The sequence below is a fragment of the Rossellomorea vietnamensis genome (genome assembly GCF_008180615.1).
In the GTDB taxonomy this organism is placed as follows: Bacteria; Bacillota; Bacilli; order Bacillales; family Bacillaceae_B; genus Rossellomorea; species Rossellomorea vietnamensis_D.
The window spans coordinates 268311-294430 of sequence record NZ_VTEH01000001.1; the positions used below are offsets into that span (position 1 = coordinate 268311).

The window sequence follows — 26120 nt, forward strand, 5'->3', positions numbered from 1 at the left end:
CAGCTTCAATCATTATCTTTTCTTATTTTTCAGCTTGTTCCGCCTTTTCGCGCTGCTCTTTGATTACCGCTTTACGAGAAAGGTTGACACGTCCTTGACGATCGATTTCAGTCACTTTCACCAGCAGTTCGTCACCGATGCTGACGACATCCTCAACTTTTCCGATTCGCTCTTCAGCCAGTTCAGAGATATGAACCAAGCCGTCTTTTCCGTTGAAGATTTCAACAAAAGCTCCGAATTTCTCGATACGTTTCACTTTACCAAGATATAACTGCCCGACTTCTACTTCACGAACGATATCCTCGATGATCTTTTTAGCCTTTTTATTCATTTCTTCATCAATGGAAGAGATGAATACAGTACCATCTTGTTCGATGTCAATTTTTACGCCGGTTTCTTCAATAATCTTATTGATTTGTTTTCCGCTCGGCCCAATAACATCCCTGATTTTATCCGGATTGATCGCCATCATAAGAATCTTAGGCGCGTATTGTGATAATTGTCCGCGTGATTCAGAGATTGTTGAAAGCATGCTGTCTAAGATATGCATACGGCCGCTCTTGGCCTGTTGAAGTGCTTCTTCAAGAATCTCCCTTGAAAGACCTTCAATTTTGATATCCATCTGCAATGCTGTTACTCCTTTAGAAGTACCTGCTACCTTAAAGTCCATGTCCCCTAAATGGTCTTCCATTCCTTGGATATCAGTCAGGATTGAATAATGTTCCCCTGATTGAATAAGGCCCATGGCGATACCGGCTACAGGTGCTTTGATCGGCACTCCGGCATCCATCATCGCAAGAGTACTTGCGCAGATACTCGCTTGGGAGGTTGACCCATTAGATTCCAACACTTCGGAAACAAGGCGGATTGTATAAGGGAAGTCCTTCTCATTTGGAATGATTGGCTCTAGTGCTCTTTCACCCAGTGCACCATGCCCGATTTCACGGCGTCCAGGTCCGCGTAGGAAACCTGTTTCACCCACACTGAATAATGGGAAATTGTAATGGTGCATAAACCGCTTTGACTCTTCAAGACCCAAGCCGTCAAGTACCTGTACATCTCCAAGAGCACCAAGGGTACAAATGCTTAACGCCTGAGTCTGTCCGCGTGTGAACAAACCAGAACCGTGAGTTCTTGGAAGAAGGCCTACTTGGGATGCAAGCGGGCGGATTTCATCAAGGCCGCGGCCATCAGGACGAAGCTTCTCTTCAGTTATCAAACGGCGGACTTCACCTTTGACCAGCTTGTCCAGTACCTGTTTAACCTGCTTAAGCTGATCATCGCCAGCTTCTTTCTCTTCGAATTTAGCGATGACTTCATCTTTCACTTCTTTGATCGCTGCTTCACGGGCATGCTTTTCCTGCACTTGAATCGCTTTGATCATATCTTCTTCACATATGCCGCGAACTTCCATTTCAAGTTCCTGGTCGATTTGATAGAGTTCAACTTCAATCTTTTCTTTGCCAACTTGGGCAGCAATTTCTTCCTGGAAGGAAATCAATCTTTTAATTTCTTCATGTCCGAACATAATCGCTTCAAGCATCGTTTCTTCAGGAACTTCGTTAGCACCTGCTTCAACCATGTTGATGGCATCTTTTGTTCCGGCAACGATCAGGTTGATTTCACTTTTTTCAAGCTGTTCCACGTTCGGATTGATAATGAAATCGCCCTGGATCAAACCAACCTGCACTCCTGCAATCGGCCCTTGGAATGGGATATCGGATAGAGTCAATGCAAGGGAAGATCCAAACATTGCCGCCATTTCAGAAGAACAGTCCTGATCCACACTCATGACCATGCTGATCACCTGTACTTCATTCCTGAAACCATCCGCGAACAGCGGACGGATCGGACGGTCAATCAAGCGGCTTGCCAAAATGGCTCTTTCACTTGGGCGTCCTTCACGCTTGATGAAACCTCCTGGAATTTTACCTACAGCATATAAACGCTCTTCGTAATTGACCGTCAGCGGGAAGAAATCAAGCGGCTTTGGACTCTTCGATGCTGTTGCCGTGCTTAGTACAGCTGTATCTCCGTAACGGATCATTGCTGCACCGTTGGCCTGCTTAGCCAACTGACCATACTCTACTGTTAACTTCCTGCCTGCCCAATCTATGGAAAATTCTTTTGTTTCCTGTTCCATAATGAACCCCTCTCTTTACTTCTCAATTAAGAGTATTCGGTTTCTCTCATACCCTTGAAGCAGTTATATACATTTTTAATTGAATGAACGACTTTTATATGTATTGTGACTTATCCTGGATGGGAATATTCCCGCTGCTTTCCCTTTCCAGAATTATAAAGTCTCCAGCAGCACTAATGAAAATACTAGCCAGCGAAAAATCCGCATACTTCCAAGTTTGAAAGTAAACAATCAAAAATGAAAAAGCAAAAGCTTTTTGCTGCTTCATTCTTGATTGTTTGGTTAGCAGTATTCCCATTATAGCGAGTGCCTTAAACCTAAATAAAAAGCGGGAAAAAAATCCCGCTTTTGAGTCACTTATCGGCGTAAACCTAATTTGTTGATCAAATCACGGTAGCGCGCAACATCTTTATTACGCAGGTACGTTAAAAGATTACGACGACGTCCTACCATTTTCAAAAGACCGCGACGAGAGTGGTGGTCTTTCTTATGCGTACGCAAGTGGTCGTTCAGAGTGTTAATTTCTTCTGTAAGGATAGCGATTTGAACTTCTGCAGATCCAGTATCGTTCTCATGAGTTTTGTACTCATTGATTAATTCATTTTTACGTGTTTGTGTGATAGCCATCCGTTTCACCTCCTAATATTCTTTCAAAATCCCCTGTGACCCAGCAAGCCGTTGGTGAATCGAGCTGCCAAGTAAAGGTTCATTGTCATACGTTAATTAGAATACTACTTTTTCTACTATAAATCAAGTCTAAACTAATAATTTTTCAAAGTATGATACAGCTTCCTGTTTATCCTTTTCGATTTGTGCAATCAATTGCTGGATTCCATTGAATTTTTGCTCTGATCGAATATACTTATGCCATTCTACTTTTACTTCTTCTCCATAGATAGAGGAGTTATAGTCAAAGATATGAACCTCTATGGACAGGACCTTATCGTCCGGATTATTGAACGTGGGCTTATATCCAAGGTTGGCCACTCCATTATGCCAGTGATTCTGCACAAAAATCCGCACTGCATAAACCCCGAGCTTTGGTATGATGTAATCATCGGAAAGTTCTATATTGGCTGTTGGGAATCCGATTTTTCTTCCCCGCTTATCTCCATGAATGACCGTTCCAGAAGTAGAATAATAACGGCCGAGGAGATGTTCCACCTTTTCTGCTTCTCCTTCAGCCAGTGATTTCCTGATCAAAGTTGAACTGATTTTCTCTTCATGGTCTGTCAGTTTGTTCACTGTTGTATAGGAGAATTTATCTCTTGAATGGAATTGAAGCGTTTCCATGTTCCCTTTTCCAAGCTTTCCATAGGAAAAGTCAAAACCTGCGGAAACATGATGTACATTCAAGTTAATTATATACTGATCAACATACTCTTGAGGATGGAGATTGGCAAAATCCGATGTAAACCTGACAATGAATAAATATTCTACTCCCAGCTCTTCCATCAGCTTAATCTTGTCCTGAAGCGGTGTAATATAGTGTACATGCTTATGCTTTCGTCCCAAAACCACTGAAGGGTGAGGATCGAATGTCATGACAGCGGTGCTCAGGCCGCTTTCTCCCGCTTCCTTGATAGCTGTTTTGATCACCTTCTGATGTCCTCTATGGACTCCGTCAAAATACCCCAGTGCCATTGACAAAGGAGGAAAATCCTCTGGAACGAAAGAATGGGGATGATGGACCGTAATAACCTTCATGTTATCTCACCTATTTTCGCTAATCATTGAATAATACTTTTACAGGCTTAATGATGCCCTTTTTCTCTGGATGAGCCTGATAGATCGCTAATGTCCTGCCATCATGGTTCATAGCAACTTGGTCATCCGGCCAATCATTCGGCATCTCAAGCACTGCTCCGTTCTTGACTTTCATAGCTAATGTATCACTTAAATTCCATTTCGGCAAATGAGAGATTCCCGTTTCAATGGGGAATAATGTTTTTTCAGCCTCACCTGAACCTGCCAGTTCTTCTAGTTCTTCAAAAGTGACACAATCTTTTTCCTCAAATGCAGCAGAGCGCACTCTGCATAGTTGAGACATATGGGCTGGATAACCAAGCTTTTCACCGATCTCTACTGCCAGAGTCCTGATATAGGTACCCTTGCTGCAGGAAACCCTGAATCTAAAACTAATGCTTTCCCCTTCAAAGACCTCTCGATCATCCAGCAATTCAATGTGATGAATGATTACTTTTCTGCTTGGGCGGTCAATCACTTTCCCTTCCCTTGCATACTCATACAGCCTCTTTCCGTTCACTTTGACAGCGGAAAACATGGGAGGTGTCTGGGTAATTTCTCCCTGGAACATATTAAGCGTTTCTAAAACCTTTTCCCTGCTAAATGGTTCACTTACCTTTTTCTCTGAAACTGTTTCACCCCAGGCATCTTCAGTTGTCGTGGCCCTGCCTATGGTGACTTCTCCTTCATAAGCTTTTCCTCCGTTCATTATGTATTCGGCAATCTTTGTTCCCCTGCCGATGCATAGCGGCAGGACACCAGTCACTTCAGGATCAAGTGTTCCAGTATGACCAACCTTCTTTGTCCTTAAAATCTTTCTGACTTTAAAGACGCAGTCATGCGAAGTCATCCCTCTCGGCTTCCATAATGGTAATATTCCATTCATGTCTTTCCCTGCCTTCCTTTTTTTGTTTGCTCTCTCTTGGAGACCTCTTCTTGGGCTGAACACTGTTTTCATGTACCCATGCTGCTCGCTTGGAGACATCTTCTTGGGCTGAAAACCACATTCTTGATCCCATGCAGCCCGCTTATGGTCATGTTAGTATTATGTACCAAATAAAAAGGCTGACCAGAATTAATTGGTCAGCCCTTGTCCATTGATGAAGCAAGCAGCTGTTTCCTCGCGGAAAATCAGTCCTGCTTTTCTTCAGGTTCATCTTGAATCTTTTTAAGCAATGATTCGATGCGATTTCCATAGTTGATCGATTCATCAAATTCAAAAATGAGTTCAGGTGTTTTACGCAAACGAACTCGCTGTCCGATTTCCGAACGAATAAATCCTTTAGCTTTTGCCAATCCCTTCAAAGTGTTTTCCCTCTGCTCCTCATCTCCGAGGACGGTTATAAACACCTTGGCCTGCTGCAGATCTCCTGATACTTCTACATCAGTCACTGTAACAAAGCCAATTCTTGGATCTTTGATTTTTCGTCCGATAATATCGCTGAGCTCCTTTTTCATCTGCTCGCCAACACGGTTAGAACGATGGCTCATCAATATCACCTCTTAACTTCCTGGTTTATATCTGAAGTCTGTGGGATTAAAGAAGTTCGTGTACTGTTTCCCCTCTTTCCCATTCGGGAAATGAATCAGTCAGCTTCAGAGCACTGTCAATCACTGCGCGGGCCGATTGACTGGATGACGACACAGTGACAATGGCTATTCTTGTCCTCTGCCAAACATCCTGGTGGTCAATTTCAGACACCGCTACATTGTATTTTTGCTTCAAGCGGGTTAACACCCGCTGAAGCACCGATCTTTTGTCCTTAAGAGAATGAGAATCATGGATAATAAACTCACATTCCACATAAGCGATCATTATCTTTTGATTTCCTGCATTACGAAGGCTTCAATGATATCTCCTTCTTTGATATCGTTGAAGTTCTTGATTGTGATACCGCACTCATAGTTAGTGGCAACTTCTTTCACGTCGTCTTTAAATCGTTTCAGGACATCGAGTTCGCCTTCATATACGACGACTCCATCACGGATTACGCGGACACCGCTGTCACGGGTAATTTTCCCGTCTGTTACATAGCTTCCCGCAATTGTTCCGACTTTAGACACTTTAAATGTTTGGCGCACTTCTGCCTGGCCGATGATTTTCTCTTCAAATTCAGGATCAAGCATACCTTTCATTGCAGATTCAATCTCTTCAATGACCTTATAAATGATACGGTGAAGACGGATTTCTACACCCTCTGCATCGGCCGCACGCTTAGCATTGACATCCGGCCTTACATTAAAGCCAATGACAATTGCATTCGATGCAGCGGCAAGAGTGATGTCTGATTCATTTAATGCACCGACACCGGTGTGGATGATTTTAACATTAACTCCTTCAACTTCTATTTTCTGAAGTGAAGCAGCCAAAGCTTCTGCAGATCCTTGAACATCCGCTTTCATGACAATATTAAGGTCTTTCATTTCACCTTGTTTCATCTGTTCAAACAGGTTATCAAGGCTGACACGTGATTTTTCACCACGCTGCGCTTGCAGGGCTTGCTGCGCACGGTTTTCCCCTACGGAACGTGCTGTTTTTTCATCTTCGAACACGACGAATCTGTCGCCTGCTTGAGGCACATCATTCAATCCAGTGATTTCAACAGGGGTTGAAGGGCCGGCTTCTTTTACTCGGCGGCCGATATCATTGACCATTGCACGTACACGGCCAAATGTGGTGCCGACTACAATCGGATCACCGACTCTCAGCGTTCCATTTTGAACAAGCAGGGTTGCTACTGATCCACGGCCTTTATCAAGTTCTGCTTCAATGACAGTACCTTGAGCCAGGCGGTTAGGATTAGCTTTTAATTCTTCCACTTCAGTTACAAGCAGGATCATTTCAAGAAGGTCATCGATGCCCTCGCCTTTCAGGGCAGAAAGCGGTACGAAGATTGTGTCGCCGCCCCATGCTTCAGGAACAAGCTGATACTCGGTAAGTTCCTGCATGACACGGTCAGGGTTCGCTGCTTCTTTATCCATTTTGTTTACTGCAATAATGATAGGAACTTCTGCGGCTTTGGCATGGTTGATGGCTTCAACCGTCTGCGGCATTACGCCGTCGTCAGCTGCTACGACGATGATGGCAATATCCGTAACTTGAGCTCCGCGGGCACGCATAGTGGTGAAAGCAGCATGTCCAGGTGTATCAAGGAACGTGATTTTTTTGCCATTCTCAACAATCTGATAAGCACCGATATGCTGCGTGATTCCGCCCGCTTCCCCTTCGGTTACTTTTGTGTTTCTGATAGAGTCCAAAAGCGTCGTTTTACCGTGGTCAACGTGACCCATGATGGTTACTACAGATGGTCGTTCCACCTGGTCTGCTTCAGAGTCTTCTGTGAAGTATACTTCCAGATCAGATGTATCGACAAGGATTTCTTCCTCTACTTCTACACCATACTCAGCAGCGACAAGTTCAATCGCTTCCTTCTCAAGCTCTTGGTTTATTGTTGCCATTACACCGAGCATGAACAGCTTCTTGATGATTTCAGAAGGCTCGCGGTGTAATTTTTTCGCCATTTCGGCAACAGTAAGAGATTCTGTGAAAGTGATTTTTTCTGGAAGCTCTTTTTCCTTTTTCTTTTGAGGCTGGCTGTTGGTATTCTGGCTGCCTCTGTTGTTGTTTCTGTTGTTATTATTATTGTTCTTGTTGTTGGGCTTATTGTTGTTTTTACCTTTTTTATTATTGTTAAACCCTTTTTTATCTTTTGACTGGCCTGACTGTTCAGGCTTTTTGCCATCGCGGTTTGCCGGTGTGCTGCTATTTGCTGCTTCTTTATTTGGAGTATTAGCTGAAGCAGAACCTTCAGATTTTCCTCCATAAGACTTGTCTAGTTTGTTAACGGTGTCGTCCTCCAGTGTTGCCATATGATTTGATACTTCAATATTCATTTCTTTCAGTTTGGAAATAACGTCTTTGCTTGAAACGTTATGTTTTTTTGCGTATTCATATATACGTAATTTGCTCATATGTTCACCCCCATTGAGATTCATCGAGCAGCTTGGAAATCTTACTTGCAAAACCGGCATCGAGTACAGCAATGGTTACCCTTGCTTCTTTTCCGATTGCCCTTCCGAGAACACCTCTGTCTTCCACTTGATAAACAGGAACTTTGTAGTAGCTGCATTTATCGGTGATTTTTTTTCTGGTATTATCAGATGCATCGCCTGCAAGCAGAACGACTTTAGCCCGGTTGTTTCTGATTTCCTTAATAACAAGCTCTTCGCCTGAGATCACTTTGCGTGCCCGATTGGCCAATCCTAGCAGAGACATCCATCGATTTTCCTGATTCATATAATCGTGAATTACTCCTTTTCCACCAGCGCCAGCAGTTCATCGTAAATCGAATCATCCACTTTTGTCTGTAATTGATTGGCTATTGCATTTTTCTTCTTTGCTGTGAGAATGGCATCCTCTGTTTTCGAAAGGTATGCCCCTCTCCCTGATTTCTTGCCCGTCTGGTCAACGGATACTTCGCCTTCCTTTGACCGAACGATCCTGATCATTTCTTTCTTTGGTTTCATTTCCCCTGTGGCCAAGCACTTTCTTAAAGGAATTTTCTTATGAGTACTCATCACTATCACCTTTATTCCAGATCTTCGGAAGAATTATCTTCATAATCCTCTTCTTCATTAACAGGAAGAAGCGGCTCGTCGCTGCTTGGATACAGGCCTAATTCACGGGCATCTGTTTCACTCTTGATGTCAATTTTCCAGCCTGTCAATTTTGCAGCAAGGCGTGCATTCTGGCCTCTTTTTCCGATTGCCAGTGATAGCTGATAGTCCGGTACAACCACCCTTGTTGCCTTTGCGTCTTCATCTACTTGCACATCCAATACCTTGGAAGGACTGAGAGCGTTGGCGACAAATGTAACAGGGTCTTCAGACCATTGGACAATATCAATCTTCTCGCCTTTGAGTTCATTTACGATCGCCTGGACACGGGCTCCTCTGGTACCTACACAGGCTCCGACAGAATCGATTTCCTCATTTGAGGCAGACACGGAAATTTTGGAACGGTCGCCTGCTTCCCGGGCAACAGATTTAATTTCCACTGTTCCGTCAAAAATCTCAGGCACTTCAATTTCAAACAACCTTTTTAACAGGCCTGGGTGGGTTCTTGACACAAAAATCTGCGGTCCTTTTGTTGTTTTTTCCACCTTTGTAATAAACACCTTAATACGGTCATGCGGTTTGTATGACTCGTTGGGCATTTGCTCATTAACCGGCAGAAGCGCTTCGATCTTTCCAAGCGCAACATAAATAAAACGTCCGTCCTGCCTTTGGACGATACCTGTCATGATGTCTTCTTCCCTGTCAGCGAATTCAGAGTAGATAATCCCGCGTTCCGCTTCCCTTACACGCTGTGTTACAACCTGTTTGGCTGTTTGTGCAGCAATTCGGCCGAAGTCTTTAGGCGTGACCTCCAGCTCTACTACATCCCCTGTGTCATAACCAGGGTTGATTTGTTTTGCATCTTCCAGGGAGATCTCGAGGCGTGAGTCAAAAACTTCATCAACGATTTCCTTGCGGGCAAATACACGCATGGAACCCGTTTCGAGATTAAGATCGACCCTCACATTCTGCGCCTGGTTGAAGTTTCGCTTGTAAGCAGAAACAAGGGCAGCTTCAATAGCTTCGATAATAACATCCCTAGAGATGCCTTTTTCTTTTTCAAGTACATTAAGAGCCTCAAGTAATTGTGAACTCATTATTATGTCATCCCCCTTCTAATAAAGGTCCTTCCGTCTTATGAAAAAGTGACAGCCAGACGTGCTTTAGCTACCTTTTCCATCGGAATGTCTACCTGCTTTTTCCTTGTCTTGATTGTCATTTCTATTGATAAAGAGTCTCCATTATAAGACAGGAGCTTCCCTTCAATCGCTTTTTCTCCATTGATAGGTTCATATGTTTTCACCAGGACATTTTTCCCGATCGCTTTCTCAAAGTCCCTTTCTTTTTTCAGCGGGCGTTCTGCCCCTGGAGAAGAAACCTCAAGAAAGTAATTGTGGGTGATCGGATCAAGTTCATCCAGTTTTTCACTCAGCCGCTCACTTACGATTCCGCATTCCTCAATGTCGACTCCGCTGTCTTTGTCAACAAATACACGCAGGAACCAGTTCGAGCCTTCTTTAACATATTCAACATCTACCAATTCAAGTGACATGTCATCTAAAATCGGTGTCACGAGTTCATCTACGAGTTCAGTGATTTTACTCATACATACCTCCTGGATTATAAAAAGAAATCTTGGACCAGGAATAATCATTCCCAGCGAATAAAATATCGGACGCCTAGTAATATAGACAGGTATTGCCACAACCTTCGCTGCACAACCCCTGTCTATCACCTTAACTCTCGTTAGTCTGGATACCAAGCCTGAAAGACCTGTGAGGGCTCCAGCCTGTCAGCAGCAGCTGCAGACAGGCTTAATCCGAAACCCACTTGAAAGATATTTTATCATTCCTGCTACAAGATGACTTTCGGCTTGAGGGATGAAAGGCAGAGCAAGATTCGTTTCTGTCATAAGATGAACAAATAGAATCCAGTCAAGCAAAAATCCCTAATCAACAACGAAAGAGTGGGGGCGCCCCACTCTTTCTTCAGAGTTATCATTAGTATTTCCAATAAAAATATACCATAACCAACATTTTTTTGCAAACAAAACCCTTGACAGGCAAGGGTCCGCATTAGAATAAGGACAGTTGGTTCTGGTCGGGAAGGGCATCAAGGCAGCCGTGATTTGTCAGGTACTCAATGATCGTCTTGGATACTCTTCCTCTTTGCTGAAGATCTTCCTTTGAAAGGAATTCTCCTTCTTTTCGTGCATTGACAATGTTGATCGCCGCATTTGTGCCAAGGCCGGGTATAGCGTTGAACGGTGGAATAAGCGAATCTCCATCAATAACGAATTCTGTCGCTGAAGATCTGTATAAATCCACCTTTTGGAATTTATAGCCCCTTTCACACATTTCCAAGGCAAGTTCCAGCACTGTCAATGTATTCTTTTCTTTTGGCGAAGCATCAAGTCCCTTGCTGTTGATTTCTTCAACCTTTGCCTTGACAGCCTGGCTTCCCCTCACCATTGCTTCTATATCAAAGTCTTCTGCACGGACAGTAAAGTAAGCAGAATAATAGAGCAGGGCATGGTGGACTTTAAAATAGGCGATCCTTACAGCCATCAATACATAGGCGGCAGCATGGGCTTTAGGGAACATGTATTTAATTTTTTTGCAGGAATCGACATACCAGCCGGGAACACCATTTTTGGCCATTTCCTCTTCCCATTCAGGCTGAAGTCCCTTTCCTTTTCGGACAAATTCCATTATTTTAAACGCCAATGAAGGTTCAAGGCCCTGATAAATCAAATAGACCATGATATCATCACGACATCCGATAACTTCACTCAGGTTACAGATATTATTGTGGATCAATTCCTGGGCATTTCCAAGCCATACATCTGTTCCATGTGAAAGACCGGAAATCTGAACAAGTTCAGAGAAGGTAGTCGGTTTTGTATCTTCGAGCATCTGCCGGACAAATCGTGTTCCGAACTCTGGAATACCTAATGTTCCAGTTTTACACATAATCTGATCCTGAGTAACCCCAAGGGACTCTGTACCGCTGAAAATCTTCATGACTTCAGGGTCATCTGTAGGAATCGTTTTAGGGTCGATGCCGGATAAGTCTTGAAGCATACGGATGACGGTTGGATCATCGTGTCCAAGTATATCAAGTTTCAGCAAATTATCGTGAATGGAGTGGAAATCAAAATGTGTCGTTTTCCATTCCGAGTTTTTGTCGTCCGCCGGAAATTGGATAGGCGAAAAATCGAAAATATCCATATAATCAGGTACAACGATGATTCCGCCTGGATGCTGACCGGTGGTTCTCTTGACACCTGTGCATCCTTTGGCCAGCCTGTCGACTTCCGCTCCCCTGATTTGCAGGTTATTGTCTGAAGCGTATCCTTTTACATACCCGAAAGCCGTTTTGTCCGCTACTGTTCCAATAGTACCGGCACGGTAAACGTTATCCTCGCCGAACAGGACTTTTGTATAGTCATGCGCCTGCGGCTGGTACTCACCGGAGAAGTTCAAATCGATATCGGGGACTTTATCTCCTTTAAAACCAAGGAAAGTTTCAAAAGGGATATCATGTCCATCTTTTTTAAATTGAGTTCCGCATTCAGGACATTTCTTATTCGGAAGGTCAAACCCTGACCCCACTGATCCATCATCGAAGAACTCTGAATGCTTGCATGATGGACATACATAATGAGGCGGCAGCGGGTTAACTTCCGTGATTTCCGTCATTGTGGCCACAAGGGACGAGCCGACCGATCCACGTGACCCTACCAGATATCCATCACTCAGAGATTTTTTAACAAGTTTTGCCGAAATCAAATAGATAACAGCAAACCCATGTCCAATAATGCTTTTCAATTCCTTTTCAAGTCTTGCCTCGACAATTTCAGGAAGTTCCTCCCCGTAGATACTCTTTGCCATCGCATAACTCATCCGGCGCATTTCTTCGTCTGCACCTTCGATTTTAGGAGTATATAAATCATCTTTGATTGGTTTAACGTCTTCGATTAAGTCTGCGATTTTATTCGTGTTCGTCACAACTATTTCTTTCGCTTTGTCTTTCCCAAGGAATGAAAAACAATCAAGCATTTCATTTGTTGTTCTAAAATGAACATCAGGAAGTTTGTGGCGGTTAAGCGGATTGGCTCCGCCCTGTGAACCGACAAGAATCTCCCGATGAACTTTATCTGTAGGATTAAGATAATGTACGTTTCCTGTCGCCACTACCGGAAGGTCCAGCTTTTCTCCAAGCTTAACGATGTTTCCGATGATTTCTTCCAGGTTCTGATTGGATTGAATAAGTTCCAGTTCTATTAAGTGCTGATAGACTTCTTTCGGATGGACCTCGAGATAATCATAAAACCGGGCAACTTCTTCCACTTCTTCCGGAGCCTTCTGCATCATCCCTTCAAAGACTTCACCTTTGTCGCACCCTGACCCTATGAGAATACCGCTCCTGTATTTGCGGAGCAGTGACCGGGGGATCCTCGGTACACGGAAGAAGTATTCCAAATGAGACCTTGTCACCAGCTGAAACAAATTCTTTAACCCTTCTTCGTTCTGCGCAAGCAAAGTTACGTGAGATGGGCGTGAGCGCTTGTATGAGTCGCCTTTCCCCATATAATCATTGAACTGATCATGATAGACAATACCTTTTTCATGAGCATCTTTTAGCATCTTGAGCAGGAGATAGCCTGTTGCCTCTGCATCATATATTGCCCGGTGATGCTGAGTCAGTTCTATATCAAACTTTTTGGCCAGTGTATTCAGACGGTGGTTTTTCATCTCCGGATACAGTAGCCTTCCCAATTCAAGAGTATCAATGACAGGATTTTCAGCTTTATCCAGACCTGCCTTTCCGTATCCTACATTCAGGAAGCCCATATCAAAGGAAGCATTATGTGCAACCAGGACAGCATCTTCTGCCCAATCTTTAAATGATTTCAATGCCTCCTCAATTTCCGGGGCATCCTTCACCATTTCATCTGTGATACCTGTCAAATTGATGGTCGTTGCAGATAATGGATGATGAGGATTAGCAAATGACTCAAATCGGTCTATGATTTCACCATCGCGAATCTTAACCGCCGCCAGTTCGATAATCGTGTTATACATTGCAGAAAGACCGGTCGTTTCCACATCAAACACCACATAAGTATCTTCTTCCAAATTACGATGGGCATCATTATAGGCGATTGGCACGCCATCATCCACCAGATTTGCCTCAAGTCCGTATAGAATTTTGACTCCGTGTTTCTTGCTGGCATTATACGCTTCAGGGAATGATTGAACGACAGCGTGATCTGTAATTGCTACAGCTTTATGGCCCCATTTTTTCGCCTGTCCTACAAGATCAGCCACTGAAGAAATACCATCCATTTGACTCATAGGTGTATGAAGATGGAGTTCAACCCTTTTCTCATCTTCAGGTGCTGTATCTTTCCTCAGGACCGGAGTGATTTCATTAACATCATTGGCAATCATGACTAAGTCCCTGACAAATGTATCGTTCTGGATACTTCCTCTGCAGCGGACCCACATTCCTTTTTTCACATTGCCCATGATAGCTGCATCTTCCTTATCACGGGAGAACATTTTAACAAGGATTGAACTTGTATAATCAGTGATTTTGAATGTTAATAAGGTCCTGCCGCTTCGAAGTTCTTTCGTTTCAGCATCGAAAATATATCCTTCAAGAGCAATTCTTCTTTCCTCATCATAGATTTGCTCGATCTTTCGGAAATCAGCATCATCTTTGATTGTCAGGCCGATATTGACTGGTCCGGATGGTGCACCATCCTGTTCTTTCTCATTTGCCTGCTTCTGCATCTCGATAACTGCCTGTTTGGCTCGTTCTTCGTCTTCTTTTCTTTTCGCTTCGAGGAATTGCTTATAGTCATCGTTTCCGCTGTCTGACTGCTTGACTTCCGCATCAATTGTGTAAGCAGGGAAACCGAAATTTTGAAATACAGATGCAATAAAGCCTGCATACTTTCTTTTTAAGGCAGTGGCCTCTGTTTCATTTGATGTTTCCACAATGATCTTGCTTCCTTTAATCCTAGGAACCTGTTTATTTAAAAGAGCCAGAAGAGGCGGCGAAATTCCGTCAATTTCTTTAATGCATTCGCTCCAATATTCGAGAAGCTGCTCTTCCGTGTGCGAGTCATCGACCAGCTTGATGGAGTATTGGACTTTTGCTATATGCTGAAAGGCTTGCTGCAATCTAATGGAAAAGGTACTCCATACTGAACAAGGAACAAGCTTCTCTAATGTAAAGTGGAAATGCCATCTCTTTTCCTGGCGGTCAACCAACAGCTTTTCAATCTGGGCAGATTGAAAATGCCTTACAACAGCATCTTCTGTCAATCCAAGCTGCATGAGAAGGACTTGAAATCTTTCTTTTTTACCGGCGGGATTCTCCTGCAAATTATTTCTCCCCCATTCTTTTATCTTTATCTATAATAAAATCTTTCATATTAGACAACGTCACACTTTCAGTTTATCAAAAATCAAGCATAGTTAGAGGATTGCAATCATAATCTGGATACTCCTGAGATTATATTAAAGCGGAAGATGCTTGACCGTATCCGTTTTATACCAAACCAGCTTCAACAGCCGAGGTTCCTTACCCGATGGAGCGGATTTAGCGTCCAGGAGATATTGGTCTCTCTCCTTGCGATAAGTCAACTAGTTCATTTCCTGATCTTATATAAAGTTGTTCTTAGAAAAAGCGGGTATTAGGGTTTTTTCTTTGATTAAATATCTCCTCGTATAGACCAGAAGTAAAGTCTTAGAGAAATGATCACCAGCTCACTGTGTTCGCTGTGTTTCCTGTATCTCATGCGTGAGCCCTGAAATCTGTACGGCGCTGAACGGCCGCTTCCGCTTTATACTCAATCCACCTCCAGCGCCTAGCCCCTCGGGGTCAAATAACCCGCAGAGAATAAAAGGAAAAACCGCCTTTTTTCTCTAAGGAACATTTGCCTGTCGGGGCTGAACAAGGCGCTTCCGCTTTATACATAACAAAGGGACTGACCTAATGATCAGACCCTTTCTTAGTCTTTAGATTTATCTTACCATAAATTCCGCTGTTATTGATTGCGAAATAATTCCTGCAGCTTAGCGGCTAGTTCATCTTTGTGTACTTCGATGACTTCACCACTTTTTCTGACTTTCACTTCTACTACTCCATCTGCTGCTTTCTTGCCGACCGTAATTCTGAAAGGAATTCCAATCAAATCTGAGTCTGTAAACTTAACTCCAGGGCGTTCTTGGCGGTCATCAAGGAGCACGTCAAATCTATGCTCTTTCAATTGAGCATATAACAGTTCTGCAAGCCCTCTTTGATCATCATTTTTGATATTGACCGGGATAATATGAGCATCGAATGGTGTTAAACTGGAAGGCCACTGCAATCCATTTTCATCGCTGTACTGCTCCGCAGCAGCTGCAAGTGTCCTCGAAACACCTATCCCATAACAGCCCATGATCATGGATTGAGATCTTCCATTTTCATCAAGGTACTGTGCACCCATAGCATCACTGTATCGTGTACCGAGCTTGAAGACATGACCTACTTCAATTCCTTTTGCAAATCGGATGGTTCCTTCGCCGTCAGGAGATGGATCTCCCTCTTGAATGAATCGAAGGTCTGCGAATTGATTCACCTCAAAATCTCTTCCGTGATTAACATTTAAATAATGATAACCTTCTTCGTTTGCACCGCAAACAGCATTTTTAATATATTTTACTGCCTCGTCAGCAATGATAGTCACTTCTGCTTGTAGTTTCACAGGGCCGACTGAACCTACAGGGGCTTTAAGAAGTTGTTTTGTTTCCTCAGCAGAAGCTAACTCAACGACAGATGCGTTCAGCAGATTCTTTACTTTAATATCATTCACTTCATGGTCCCCGCGCACTAGGACAAGAACAAATTCTTCGTCTGCTTTAAAGAGAAGCGATTTGATACATTTGTCTTTCCCAGCTTCCAGCTGGCGGCTCACTTCCTCAATCGTTTTAATACCGGGTGTTTCTGCCTTTTCAATACCCTTCACATCTTCTGCGGATTCTTCAAATTGAGCCAAGACAGGAGCCATCTCGATATTTGCCGCATAACGGGAAGTGTCAGAGTAAGCTATCGTATCTTCTCCAATTTCAGAAAGCACCATGAATTCATGAGTATCTTTTCCGCCCATTGCGCCAGAATCGGCGATTACTGCCCTGAAGTTCAAACCGCAGCGCTTGAACACATTGGAATATGCCTGAAACATTTTCTCATAGGTATCATCAAGGCTTTCATATGAAGAATGGAATGAGTAAGCATCTTTCATGATGAATTCTCTTCCTCTAAGCAACCCGAATCGCGGACGCTTTTCATCACGGAACTTTGTCTGGATTTGAAACAGGGTAAGAGGCAGTTTCTTATAAGACTTGATTTCATCTCTTACAAGGGAAGTGATGACCTCTTCATGGGTGGCACCCAAAGCAAAACTGCGCTTGTGCCTGTCCTCCATTCGCATTAATTCGGGGCCGTATGTATTCCACCTTCCCGATTCCTGCCATAGTTCTGCCTGCTGCAGCGCCGGCATCAATAGTTCCACTCCGCCTGCGTTAATCATTTCCTCTCGAATGATTTCTTCCACTTTTTGAAGAACTTTACGTCCCAAAGGAAGAAAACTATAAATACCACTGGCATTTTGCCTGATATAACCTGCTCTCAGTAACTGCTGGTGACTTTTCACTTCTGCATCTGCTGGTGTTTCCCTCAGCGTTGGAATTAGCGTCATACTTTGTTTCATTGTGTTCCACCTCGACTAAAATAAGATTGATAACTTTTTTATATTTACTCTTCTGAAAAGCGGCGGATTTCCGGCTCAGCCGCATGACTGCCGCTCCAGACTTTAGCAACTTATATAACACTTTTTTTACAAAAGGATGATTCACAAAAAGTGCGCCTGTTGCTAAAAAAAATTCTACTGAATTATCTTTCGGTAACAAGATTTATATTATTTAATAATGGACGAATGATGCAATTACTGCAAGCTTCAGAAGAGTCGTTTTTTCTAAAGGCTCTTTTCGCAAACTTTGTGGCGATTTAATACTAATTCTCAAAAATTCCTTATTCACCGGAAGAACCTGATAATCATGAAAAGAAAAGAGAACGAACAAGTTCATTCTCTTTCCCCGGTGAATCTTACAAGAAGAAACGCTGAATATCGTTCCAGGTAACCACAAGCATTAATACCATCAATAAAGCAAAACCGATAAAGTGGACCATACCTTCTTTGTGGCGGTCTACAGGTTTGCCTCTTACCGCTTCTACGAGGAAGAACATCAATCTTCCGCCATCCAGTGCAGGAATAGGAAGTAGGTTCATAATACCCAGGTTGATACTGAGGATGGCTCCCCAATTCATTAAATTGTAGATACCAGATTTTGCAACGATATCAGTTGACTGATAGATCCCGACAGGACCTGACAGGGCATCTATGGAGAACTGCCCGGTTATGAGCTTTCCAAGCATGACAAAAATCAGCTTTGTCCATTCATAGGTTTGTGTAAAACCATTACCGACCACTTTTAATGGAGACTTTTCTACAGGGTTATATGCCCCGATTATACCTATCTCCTGATCTTCAATCACTTGCGGTTTTGGAGTAACAGCAATCTCTTCAGTAACACCATTACGGTCAATAGTGAATAGGAGTTGATCGCCAGGGTGCTTCTGAATGATGCTGACAATATCTTCCCATGTGGAAATCTCGTTGCCATCCACACTTAATACTTCGTCACCCTGTTGAAGACCAGCTTCTCTCGCTGCACCATCTTCGGTAAGCTTTCCAAGTACAGGTTCATCTACGGGTACTCCCTGCAGCAAACCTACGATTAAAAAGATAAAAAACGCCAAGATGAAGTTAAATAAAGGACCTGCAAAGATAGCCATTGCTCTCTGGGATAGAGTTTTGGAAGCAAACTGCCGGTCCCAAGGTGCCACTTGTGTTTCCATACCATCTTCAATAATGACCGCTTCTCTTCCGATAGAGAAAGTCTTCAATTCTTCTTCTCCATCTTCATATCCACGGATGAATAACTTGTGTTCCAAATCACTTTCTTCTACTTCTACGACCCGGATATCCGGGTATCTGTCTTTATTGTTAATTATGATTTTTTGAATTGTTTCGTTTTTATCAAGAACCAATCCTATTCTGTAACCCGGCTTCAGATCCACCATTTCCGGATCTTCTCCTGCCATTCGGACAAAGCCTCCAAGCGGCAGCAGCCTTATCGTATAAGTTGTTTCTGATTTCTTGTAGGAGAACACTTTTGGGCCAAAGCCAATAGCAAACTCCCGGCACATGATCCCCGCTCTTTTGGCAAAAATTAAATGTCCCAATTCATGGAAGAAAACAAGTGCGCCAAAAATGATAATAAAGGCTATCACTGTCTGCAAATAGAAAACCACCTTTATAGAGTATGTGTAAATGAAATTCAAATTGTACTGTTAAAAAGCTGCATTCTGCAGTTATACCCTTCAACGAAAACAAGGAACATTACCAATTTCGTGTTTTTAAGAACAATAGCAGCGGGAGGCCGCATTCAACCTCTCCCTTGCTTCGGTAAGAGCGGCCAGCCTTTCAAGCAAACATCCCGCATAAAGAAGGATCAACCTGAACCTGTAAATGATCTAAGTTCAGAAACTATCATCAACCAAGTTTCAACTCATTTACAAATCGGCGCGTTTCAGAATCGATCTCCCTTATGGCCTCCAGATCAGGCTGTTTAATCAATTCATGCCTTGTAAGGGATTTTTCTATGAGGGTCTCAATATCCAGGAAAGAAATATCCCCATTCAGGAAGCGTGCCACCGCTGCTTCATTGGCAGCATTCAGGACTGCCGGCATAGATCCGCCAGCCTTTCCTGCCTCAAAACAATATTCCAGACAGCGGAAACGTTCAAAATCCATTTCCTCAAAATGCAGCTTTCCGATTTCAGCAAGGTTCAGTCTGCCTCCCCTCGGTCTGGCAAAACGATCCGGGTATGTCAGTGCATATTGAATCGGCACTCTCATGTCAGGTGTTCCAAGCTGAGCCATAACTGAACTATCATGGAATTCCACCATAGAATGGATGATGCTTTCTCTATGTAACAAAACTTTTATATTTTCATAAGGAATGCCAAACAGCCAATGAGCCTCTATGACTTCCAGACCTTTATTCATCATCGTTGCAGAATCTATCGTGATTTTCGCACCCATAGCCCAATTGGGATGATTGAGCGCTTCATCTACAGTCACCCCTTCCAGCTCGGTTCTTGTTCGGTCACGGAAGCTGCCTCCTGAAGCTGTAATGATCAGGGATTCGATATTCTTCGTATTTTCACCTTGAAGGCTTTGAAAAATGGCAGAATGCTCACTGTCAACCGGCAAGAGAGAGACCTGATTTCTAGCGGCAGCTTCCATGACAATATGACCAGCAGTCACCAGGGTTTCCTTGTTCGCAATGGCAATCGTTTTTCCAGCCTCTATTGCCCTCAGTGTAGGGAATAGGCCAACGCTTCCTAGCACTGCATTCACCAGAACATCTGTATCCTCATGACAGGCAGTTTCAAGGAGTCCTTCCTCCCCCCAAAGCACTTTTGTTCCATGAGGTACCTCGTTTTTCAAAATCTCTGCATCCTCTTTCAATTGGACAGAAACAAGCCGTGGATTAAACTCTTGAATGATCTTGCGGGTTTCGGCTATATTTCTCCCTGCAGAGATGGCTGTAAGTTCAAATTGTTCCTTATTCTCTCGTATTACATCAAGGGTTTGCATTCCAATTGATCCGGTTGCCCCCATAAGACTGATTTTCCTCAAAAACATTCACTCCTACATTAAGACCAAGTTTTTCAGCTATTGCTTTATGACTTATAGAACATTCAAAAAATGCAGCAAAGGCAGCACGAATAAAAGACTATCAAAGCGGTCCAAAATTCCGCCATGTCCAGGCAGCAGCTGACCAGAATCTTTCACATTATAGTGTCGTTTCAAAGCTGATTCGACCAAATCGCCAATTTGCCCGAATACAGACAATATGGCAGAAACAATTAACAGCTTTGGAAGGGATATGGCCAAATCTGTAAACAAAGTGAAAATGACTGCCACTGCCATTGCACAAATGACTCCGCCTACAGAGCCTTCAATTGTCTTATTAGGACTGATATCCGGCCAGAGTTTCTTTTTCCCGAAAGCCCGTCCGATAAAATAAGCTCCTGAATCAGTTGACCAGATTAAAAACAGCGAATAAAAAACAAACTGTATTCCTGCATCAGCATTCCTGGTTTCAATGAAGTAATAAAATCCAATCCCGACATAAAGTGTCGCCAAGATGGAGAAAGCAACATCATCAAAAGAGAATCTGTTCTTTGCGGCTACTGTATAAGTAAGGAACAGCAAAACAGCAAGCAATGCAAGCTCAATCTTACTGTAACCCAATCCCTCTATAACACCAATATATTGATCCGGAAGTAAAAAAATCCATAAAAGTGCGATAGAAATTATTCCAGGTATCGATAGCAGGTGCAAATTCCTCATTTTTAGAGCTTCATAAAGGCCTACCGTTGCAATCAGATAAGTTAAAATTAAAAACGGCGTACCGCCGAACAATACTATTGGCAGAAATACTGCCGCTGCTATAACTCCAGTTAGTATTCTTTGTTTCATTCCAATTCCTCACTTTGTATACCGCCGAACCTTCTTGATCTTCCTTGATACACTTCTATTGCTTCAATTAAGTGTTCTTCCTTAAAATCCGGCCATAGAACTGGAGTAAACCAAAATTCAGTATACGCCAACTGCCAAAGCATAAAATTACTGAGCCTGATTTCACCACTGGTACGGATTAAAAGATCCGGATCGGGAAGATCCTTTGTCAACAAATAATTAGAGAAGGTTTCTTCGTTAATTTCATTTTTATCTATTATACCATTGCTGACATCATTTAAGACATCCTTTACAGCCTCAATGATTTCAAATCGGCTACCATAGTTCAGGGCAAAGTTTAATACAAGCCCATCATTATGTTCCGTTTCTTTCATTGCCTTCTTGATTGCATTAGCTGTATGGGACGGAAGTTTATCCTCATAACCCATCATTGTTACCCTTACGTTTTCCTCAATCAATTCTGGCAGAAAAGTACCAAGGAACTCTTCAGGAAGTTTCATAAGATAGTCCACTTCCATTTTAGGCCTCTTCCAATTTTCTGTCGAAAAGGCATACAGTGTTAATGTTTTGACTCCTAGTTCATTAGCCATTTTAGTAATTTTGCGAACCACTTTCATCCCCTCATGGTGGCCGGCTATTCTAGGGAGGGCCCTCTTTTTGGCCCATCTTCCATTACCGTCCATTATGATAGCGATGTGGCCGGGAATCTGGTACTTTAACACGTCATGAAATTTTTCGTCAACCTCGGATTTATCCTTTTGACTTTTCCATAACTTCATTCTATTTAACATAAATGATCCTCCACAAGACTATAGTATCAATTTTAGTTTGAATGCCGGCAAAGACATTGATATTGCCTTTATGATCCGTGCACAGGCCATACTCACCTGCAACGCGGATTAGAATCTCACATTATAAATGAATTGTGAAGCTTCGCAGCATGCTGCCTTTCAATCCCCTAATAGGACTTTTCACGCTGCAGTAATAATAACATAATTTATAAACAAGGATTCTCCATAGAAACTAAAATCGGATAGGAAAACTTTTTTCCCTACTATCATATCAAAAATATGTATATTAATCTTTAAAAAACAGAAATCGCTTCGCTTTATGTATATTTAGTATGTATTAACAGCTCTTTTCATAACGTTCTTTTCACCATGCCTGCCTTTCTTGCCTGCAGTTATGTGAATTGAAGACTGTTTAATTTGCTGCTTACATAAGAACCCTAAGATTCGTTTGTTCTCCTGGATACATAAGTTTTCTTTCTAAACGGCGAGAAGAGCTCTTTTCATTCATGCTTACTAGATTTTTCCTCGTGAACTTTGGTGATACTCTTTGAAATTCATTAAACAACAACCAAGTTTACGAAAAACTCCCATGACGGGACACCACCGCCACAATCTATCATAAAAATGATTATTATATCGTCTCATCGTATAAGTAGAATTCAAAGTGGATAAGCTAATAGTTTTGCCAAGCCTCAATAAACCTTTTTCATACAAAAAGCCTTATTAAAAAATTCATTATTACTCCACTGCATGTATAGACTTTGTATATTTACACAGATGAAAAAAACCCCCTGAATAGAGGGTTTGAAATGCATTATAGATTTTGACTCAGACTTCGAGGATCTCTTTTTCCTTATCTTTCGCTATAGAATCAATTTGAGTGATATGGTCATCTGTCATCTTTTGAATATCATCAGAATATCCACGAAGATCATCTTCTGTGATTTCGCCATTTTTTTCTAATTTCTTCAAGTCATCATTAGCGTCACGACGGATGTTCCGAATCGCCACTTTAGCATCTTCTGCTTCTTTTTTGACCAGTTTCACAAGGTCTTTACGGCGTTCTTCTGTCAATTGTGGAATCACAATACGAATAATGTTTCCATCACTTGTCGGTGTAATTCCTAAATCTGATTTCATAATCGCCTTTTCAATATCACCCAATGCTGTTTTATCATAAGGCTGAATGACCAGCATTCTTGCCTCAGGTACAGAAATACCCGCTAATTGGTTTACAGGAGTAGGAGCTCCGTAATAATCGACGGTAATCTTGTCCAGTAAAGATGCATTTGCTCTTCCTGCACGGATAGAAGCCAGTTCCCTTGTAAAAGTCTGAATTGCTTTACTCATTCTTTCTTTTGTGTTGGACATAGTTTTGCTTGGCATTATACTTTCCCCCTAACCATAGTTCCGATTGATTCGCCCATAACGGCACGTTTGATGTTGCCGTCTTCTGATATAGAGAAGACGATGAGTGGAATATCATTATCCATACATAGAGATGAAGCAGTGGAATCCATGACCGCCAGCCCTTCCTTGATCACTTCCAAGTATGAAAGTTCATCATATTTCACGGCATTTGCATCCGTTTTTGGATCGGCTGTATAAACACCATCGACATTATTCTTTGCCATGAGGATGACTTCAGCTTCAATTTCTGCAGCTCTCAATGCAGCAGTCGTATCAGTTGAGAAGTAGGGATTGCCTGTACCTGCTGCGAAAATCACGACTCTTTTTTTCTCAAGGTGGCGGATCGCTCTTCTGCGGATATATGGTTCTGCTACCTGACGCATGTCAATTGAAGTCTGAACCCGCGTTTCAACTCCTAGCTGTTCCAGGCTGTCCTGAAGAGCTAATGAATTCATAACTGTCGCAAGCATCCCCATATAATCTGCAGACGCTCGGTCCATCCCCATTTCGCTGCCTACTTTACCGCGCCAGATGTTTCCGCCGCCTACAACAACTGCGACTTCAACACCCAGTTCTGCAATTTCTTTTACATCTTCTGCTACATTTTTAATGATGGAAGGGCTGAGGCCGAATCCTTGTTCGCCTGCCAGCGCTTCACCACTTAGTTTTAATACTACTCGTTTGTATTTTGGAATGCTCATTTGAACCTCCATATGTAGTTGATTTTTTTATTCAAACTTGCAAGGTTCCTGTAATCACTTTTTGAAAAAGAGGGAACACACAGTGTGTTCCCTTTTCTGAGTAAAGCATACCCTTTGGGCTTACTTCTTATTTACTTGGCTCATTACTTCATCAGCGAAGTTTTCCTGGCGTTTCTCGATTCCTTCTCCAACTTCATAGCGAGTGAAATCTTTCAATTCCTCTCCGTTAGCTTCAAGGAATTGACGTACTTTTTGATCAGGATTCTTAACAAATGGCTGATCAAGGATACATACATCTTCAAAGAATTTGCCAAGGCGGCCTTCCACCATTTTTGCTACGATGTTTTCAGGCTTGCCTTCGTTAAGTGCCTGCTGAGTAAGAAGTTCACGCTCACGCTCAACTTCTTCTTCAGACACTTGGTCACGAGATACATATTTAGGGTTCAGCGCAGCTGCGTGCATTGCCACGTCTTTAGCTGTATCAGCATCAGTCGTTCCTTCAACTACACTCAGCACGGCAATTCTTCCGCCCATATGCAGGTATTCACCAAATGCGCCATTGTCCGTTTTAGTGCGGATTTCAAAACGGCGAAGAGTAATCTTCTCACCGATTTTAGCAATTGCAGAGTTGATGAATTCGCTGACAGTGCTTCCATTAGCCATAGTCTGGTCAAGAGCTTCTTCTACATTTGCAGGCTGGTTAGTCAGCAAGTGTTGAGAAAGCTCTTTTACAACACTTTGAAAGTTTTCGTTTTTGGCAACGAAATCAGTTTCAGCGTTAACTTCAAGGATAACTGCAGTATTTCCTTCACTTTGGATGAAAGTAGTACCTTCAGCTGCGATACGATCAGCTTTTTTAGCTGCCTTTGCGATCCCTTTTTCACGAAGAAAGTCGATTGCTTTGTCCATGTCGCCGTCTGTTTCCTGTAAAGCCTTTTTACAATCCATCATTCCGGCGCCAGTTTTTTCACGAAGTTCTTTTACCATTTGCGCAGTAATTGCCATAATGATATTCCTCCTTAAAGTATATTATGTAAGCTTGAAAAGCTTGTACTCTAGTTTTTCATTTTTTTAAAAAAGGTGATAAGGGGTATCCTCTCATCACCTTTTTCAGATCAACTGAACGGAGTATGATCCACAGCAGTTTCTGCTTATGCAAGGTGCAGATAGTCTGTCTTACATATCATCCGGCCGCAACCTTTAATTACTCAGCCGCAGTTACAGCAGCTTCTTCGCCTTGCTTAGCTTCAAGGATAGCATCCGCCATTTTTGAAGTAAGAAGTTTCACCGCACGGATTGCATCATCATTTGCAGGGATAACTACATCGATTTCATCCGGATCACAGTTTGTATCAACGATACCTACGATAGGGATGTTCAATTTGCGAGCTTCTGCAACAGCGATACGCTCTTTACGAGGATCGATGATGAATAATGCATCTGGAAGTGTTTGCATATCTTTAATTCCGCCTAGGAATTTAACTAAACGCTCATGCTCTTTTTTCAATTGTACTACTTCTTTCTTCGGAAGAACTTCAAAAGTTCCGTCTTCTTCCATCTTTTCGATTTGCTTAAGACGGGAGATACGCTTTTGGATTGTTTCGAAGTTTGTTAAAGTACCACCCAACCAGCGTTGGTTAATGAAGTACATTCCAGCACGTTCTGCTTCTTCTTTAACAGACTCCTGTGCTTGTTTCTTAGTTCCAACGAAAAGGACTTTTCCGCCGTTTCCAGCTAGTTCCTTAACGAAGTTGTAAGCTTCTTCAACCTTTTTGACTGTTTTTTGAAGGTCGATGATGTAGATGCCGTTACGCTCTGTGAAGATATATTTCTTCATCTTAGGGTTCCAACGGCGAGTCTGGTGACCGAAATGAACACCAGCTTCAAGCAATTGTTTCATAGAAATTACTGACATGTGTGTTTCCTCCTAATAGGTTTTTATATTCCTCCGCTTATGATCATCTCCAGACAGAAACTTTTTCAAGCACCTTCTGCCGAATCCCACAGCGTGTGTAATCACACCGTTAACTAATATAGCA

At 42.5% G+C, this 26120-nt stretch carries 21 protein-coding genes; all 21 read right to left on the reverse strand.

What is annotated here, in order from left to right:
- Nucleotides 1-22: 22 nt before the first annotated feature.
- Complete coding sequence (gene pnp / locus FZC79_RS01310; protein ID WP_148945092.1) at nucleotides 23-2143, reverse strand: polyribonucleotide nucleotidyltransferase; 2121 nt, start codon at nucleotides 2141-2143, stop codon at nucleotides 23-25.
- Nucleotides 2144-2500: 357 nt separating this feature from the next.
- The gene (rpsO, locus tag FZC79_RS01315; protein ID WP_113929935.1) at nucleotides 2501-2770 is read right to left on the reverse strand and encodes a 30S ribosomal protein S15; all 270 of its coding nucleotides are present in this window, start codon (nucleotides 2768-2770) and stop codon (nucleotides 2501-2503) included.
- Between the two features lie 129 nt (nucleotides 2771-2899).
- Entirely contained in the window at nucleotides 2900-3850 is a 951-nt protein-coding gene (ribF, locus tag FZC79_RS01320; protein WP_148945093.1) for a bifunctional riboflavin kinase/FAD synthetase, read from the reverse strand.
- Between the two features lie 19 nt (nucleotides 3851-3869).
- Entirely contained in the window at nucleotides 3870-4775 is a 906-nt protein-coding gene (gene truB / locus FZC79_RS01325) for a tRNA pseudouridine(55) synthase TruB (RefSeq protein WP_148945094.1), read from the reverse strand.
- A gap of 245 nt (nucleotides 4776-5020) precedes the next feature.
- Nucleotides 5021-5380 (reverse strand): 30S ribosome-binding factor RbfA, encoded by a 360-nt coding sequence (gene rbfA, locus FZC79_RS01330; RefSeq protein ID WP_148945095.1) that lies wholly within the window; start codon nucleotides 5378-5380, stop codon nucleotides 5021-5023.
- A 46-nt stretch (nucleotides 5381-5426) separates the two neighbouring features.
- On the reverse strand, nucleotides 5427-5705 hold the full coding sequence (locus tag FZC79_RS01335; RefSeq protein WP_148945096.1) for a DUF503 domain-containing protein: 279 nt from the start codon (nucleotides 5703-5705) through the stop codon (nucleotides 5427-5429).
- A complete protein-coding gene (gene infB / locus FZC79_RS01340; RefSeq protein ID WP_148945097.1) occupies nucleotides 5705-7861 on the reverse strand; it encodes a translation initiation factor IF-2 in 2157 nt (718 codons plus the stop codon). Before infB ends, FZC79_RS01335 begins: the two co-directional genes overlap by 1 nt.
- 4 nt (nucleotides 7862-7865) lie before the next feature.
- A complete protein-coding gene (locus FZC79_RS01345; protein ID WP_187442606.1) occupies nucleotides 7866-8186 on the reverse strand; it encodes a YlxQ family RNA-binding protein in 321 nt (106 codons plus the stop codon).
- Between the two features lie 11 nt (nucleotides 8187-8197).
- Entirely contained in the window at nucleotides 8198-8467 is a 270-nt protein-coding gene (rnpM, locus tag FZC79_RS01350) for an RNase P modulator RnpM (RefSeq protein WP_148945098.1), read from the reverse strand.
- Between the two features lie 11 nt (nucleotides 8468-8478).
- Nucleotides 8479-9603 carry a transcription termination factor NusA gene (nusA, locus tag FZC79_RS01355; RefSeq protein ID WP_148945099.1) on the reverse strand — a complete coding sequence of 375 codons (1125 nt, stop codon included), beginning with the start codon at nucleotides 9601-9603 and terminating at the stop codon, nucleotides 8479-8481.
- A 38-nt stretch (nucleotides 9604-9641) separates the two neighbouring features.
- Nucleotides 9642-10112: a ribosome maturation factor RimP gene (rimP, locus tag FZC79_RS01360; RefSeq protein WP_148945100.1), complete on the reverse strand. Its 471-nt coding sequence runs from the start codon at nucleotides 10110-10112 to the stop codon at nucleotides 9642-9644.
- A gap of 469 nt (nucleotides 10113-10581) precedes the next feature.
- On the reverse strand, nucleotides 10582-14904 hold the full coding sequence (locus FZC79_RS01365; protein WP_148945101.1) for a PolC-type DNA polymerase III: 4323 nt from the start codon (nucleotides 14902-14904) through the stop codon (nucleotides 10582-10584).
- Between the two features lie 665 nt (nucleotides 14905-15569).
- Nucleotides 15570-17276, reverse strand: a complete 1707-nt coding sequence (locus FZC79_RS01375) for a proline--tRNA ligase (protein WP_148945102.1) — start codon at nucleotides 17274-17276, stop codon at nucleotides 15570-15572.
- A gap of 395 nt (nucleotides 17277-17671) precedes the next feature.
- The gene (rseP, locus tag FZC79_RS01380) at nucleotides 17672-18928 is read right to left on the reverse strand and encodes an RIP metalloprotease RseP (RefSeq protein WP_148945103.1); all 1257 of its coding nucleotides are present in this window, start codon (nucleotides 18926-18928) and stop codon (nucleotides 17672-17674) included.
- 253 nt (nucleotides 18929-19181) lie between these two features.
- Nucleotides 19182-20333 carry a 1-deoxy-D-xylulose-5-phosphate reductoisomerase gene (gene dxr, locus FZC79_RS01385; RefSeq protein ID WP_148945104.1) on the reverse strand — a complete coding sequence of 384 codons (1152 nt, stop codon included), beginning with the start codon at nucleotides 20331-20333 and terminating at the stop codon, nucleotides 19182-19184.
- A 51-nt stretch (nucleotides 20334-20384) separates the two neighbouring features.
- Entirely contained in the window at nucleotides 20385-21179 is a 795-nt protein-coding gene (locus FZC79_RS01390) for a phosphatidate cytidylyltransferase (protein WP_148945105.1), read from the reverse strand.
- Complete coding sequence (locus tag FZC79_RS01395) at nucleotides 21176-21970, reverse strand: isoprenyl transferase (protein WP_148945106.1); 795 nt, start codon at nucleotides 21968-21970, stop codon at nucleotides 21176-21178. Before FZC79_RS01395 ends, FZC79_RS01390 begins: the two co-directional genes overlap by 4 nt.
- Nucleotides 21971-22798: 828 nt before the next feature.
- Nucleotides 22799-23356: a ribosome recycling factor gene (gene frr, locus FZC79_RS01400; protein ID WP_148945107.1), complete on the reverse strand. Its 558-nt coding sequence runs from the start codon at nucleotides 23354-23356 to the stop codon at nucleotides 22799-22801.
- Nucleotides 23356-24081 carry a UMP kinase gene (gene pyrH / locus FZC79_RS01405; RefSeq protein ID WP_148945108.1) on the reverse strand — a complete coding sequence of 242 codons (726 nt, stop codon included), beginning with the start codon at nucleotides 24079-24081 and terminating at the stop codon, nucleotides 23356-23358. The genes frr and pyrH overlap by 1 nt, the downstream gene beginning before the upstream one ends.
- A gap of 120 nt (nucleotides 24082-24201) precedes the next feature.
- Nucleotides 24202-25086, reverse strand: coding sequence for a translation elongation factor Ts (tsf, locus tag FZC79_RS01410; RefSeq protein WP_148945109.1), 885 nt, complete (start codon nucleotides 25084-25086; stop codon nucleotides 24202-24204).
- 199 nt (nucleotides 25087-25285) lie between these two features.
- A complete protein-coding gene (gene rpsB, locus FZC79_RS01415) occupies nucleotides 25286-25996 on the reverse strand; it encodes a 30S ribosomal protein S2 (protein WP_148940137.1) in 711 nt (236 codons plus the stop codon).
- Nucleotides 25997-26120: the final 124 nt, after the last annotated feature.

Coding starts and splice junctions, on each gene's coding strand:
- pnp (WP_148945092.1), bottom strand. CDS start 2,143: ATGGAACAGGAAACAAAAGAATTTTCCATAGATTGGGCAGGCAGGAAG.
- rpsO (WP_113929935.1), bottom strand. CDS start 2,770: ATGGCTATCACACAAACACGTAAAAATGAATTAATCAATGAGTACAAA.
- ribF (WP_148945093.1), bottom strand. CDS start 3,850: ATGAAGGTTATTACGGTCCATCATCCCCATTCTTTCGTTCCAGAGGAT.
- truB (WP_148945094.1), bottom strand. CDS start 4,775: ATGAATGGAATATTACCATTATGGAAGCCGAGAGGGATGACTTCGCAT.
- rbfA (WP_148945095.1), bottom strand. CDS start 5,380: ATGAGCCATCGTTCTAACCGTGTTGGCGAGCAGATGAAAAAGGAGCTC.
- FZC79_RS01335 (WP_148945096.1), bottom strand. CDS start 5,705: ATGATCGCTTATGTGGAATGTGAGTTTATTATCCATGATTCTCATTCT.
- infB (WP_148945097.1), bottom strand. CDS start 7,861: ATGAGCAAATTACGTATATATGAATACGCAAAAAAACATAACGTTTCA.
- FZC79_RS01345 (WP_187442606.1), bottom strand. CDS start 8,186: ATGAATCAGGAAAATCGATGGATGTCTCTGCTAGGATTGGCCAATCGG.
- rnpM (WP_148945098.1), bottom strand. CDS start 8,467: ATGAGTACTCATAAGAAAATTCCTTTAAGAAAGTGCTTGGCCACAGGG.
- nusA (WP_148945099.1), bottom strand. CDS start 9,603: ATGAGTTCACAATTACTTGAGGCTCTTAATGTACTTGAAAAAGAAAAA.
- rimP (WP_148945100.1), bottom strand. CDS start 10,112: ATGAGTAAAATCACTGAACTCGTAGATGAACTCGTGACACCGATTTTA.
- FZC79_RS01375 (WP_148945102.1), bottom strand. CDS start 17,276: ATGAAACAAAGTATGACGCTAATTCCAACGCTGAGGGAAACACCAGCA.
- FZC79_RS01390 (WP_148945105.1), bottom strand. CDS start 21,179: ATGAAACAAAGAATACTAACTGGAGTTATAGCAGCGGCAGTATTTCTG.
- FZC79_RS01395 (WP_148945106.1), bottom strand. CDS start 21,970: ATGTTAAATAGAATGAAGTTATGGAAAAGTCAAAAGGATAAATCCGAG.
- frr (WP_148945107.1), bottom strand. CDS start 23,356: ATGCCAAGCAAAACTATGTCCAACACAAAAGAAAGAATGAGTAAAGCA.
- pyrH (WP_148945108.1), bottom strand. CDS start 24,081: ATGAGCATTCCAAAATACAAACGAGTAGTATTAAAACTAAGTGGTGAA.
- tsf (WP_148945109.1), bottom strand. CDS start 25,086: ATGGCAATTACTGCGCAAATGGTAAAAGAACTTCGTGAAAAAACTGGC.
- rpsB (WP_148940137.1), bottom strand. CDS start 25,996: ATGTCAGTAATTTCTATGAAACAATTGCTTGAAGCTGGTGTTCATTTC.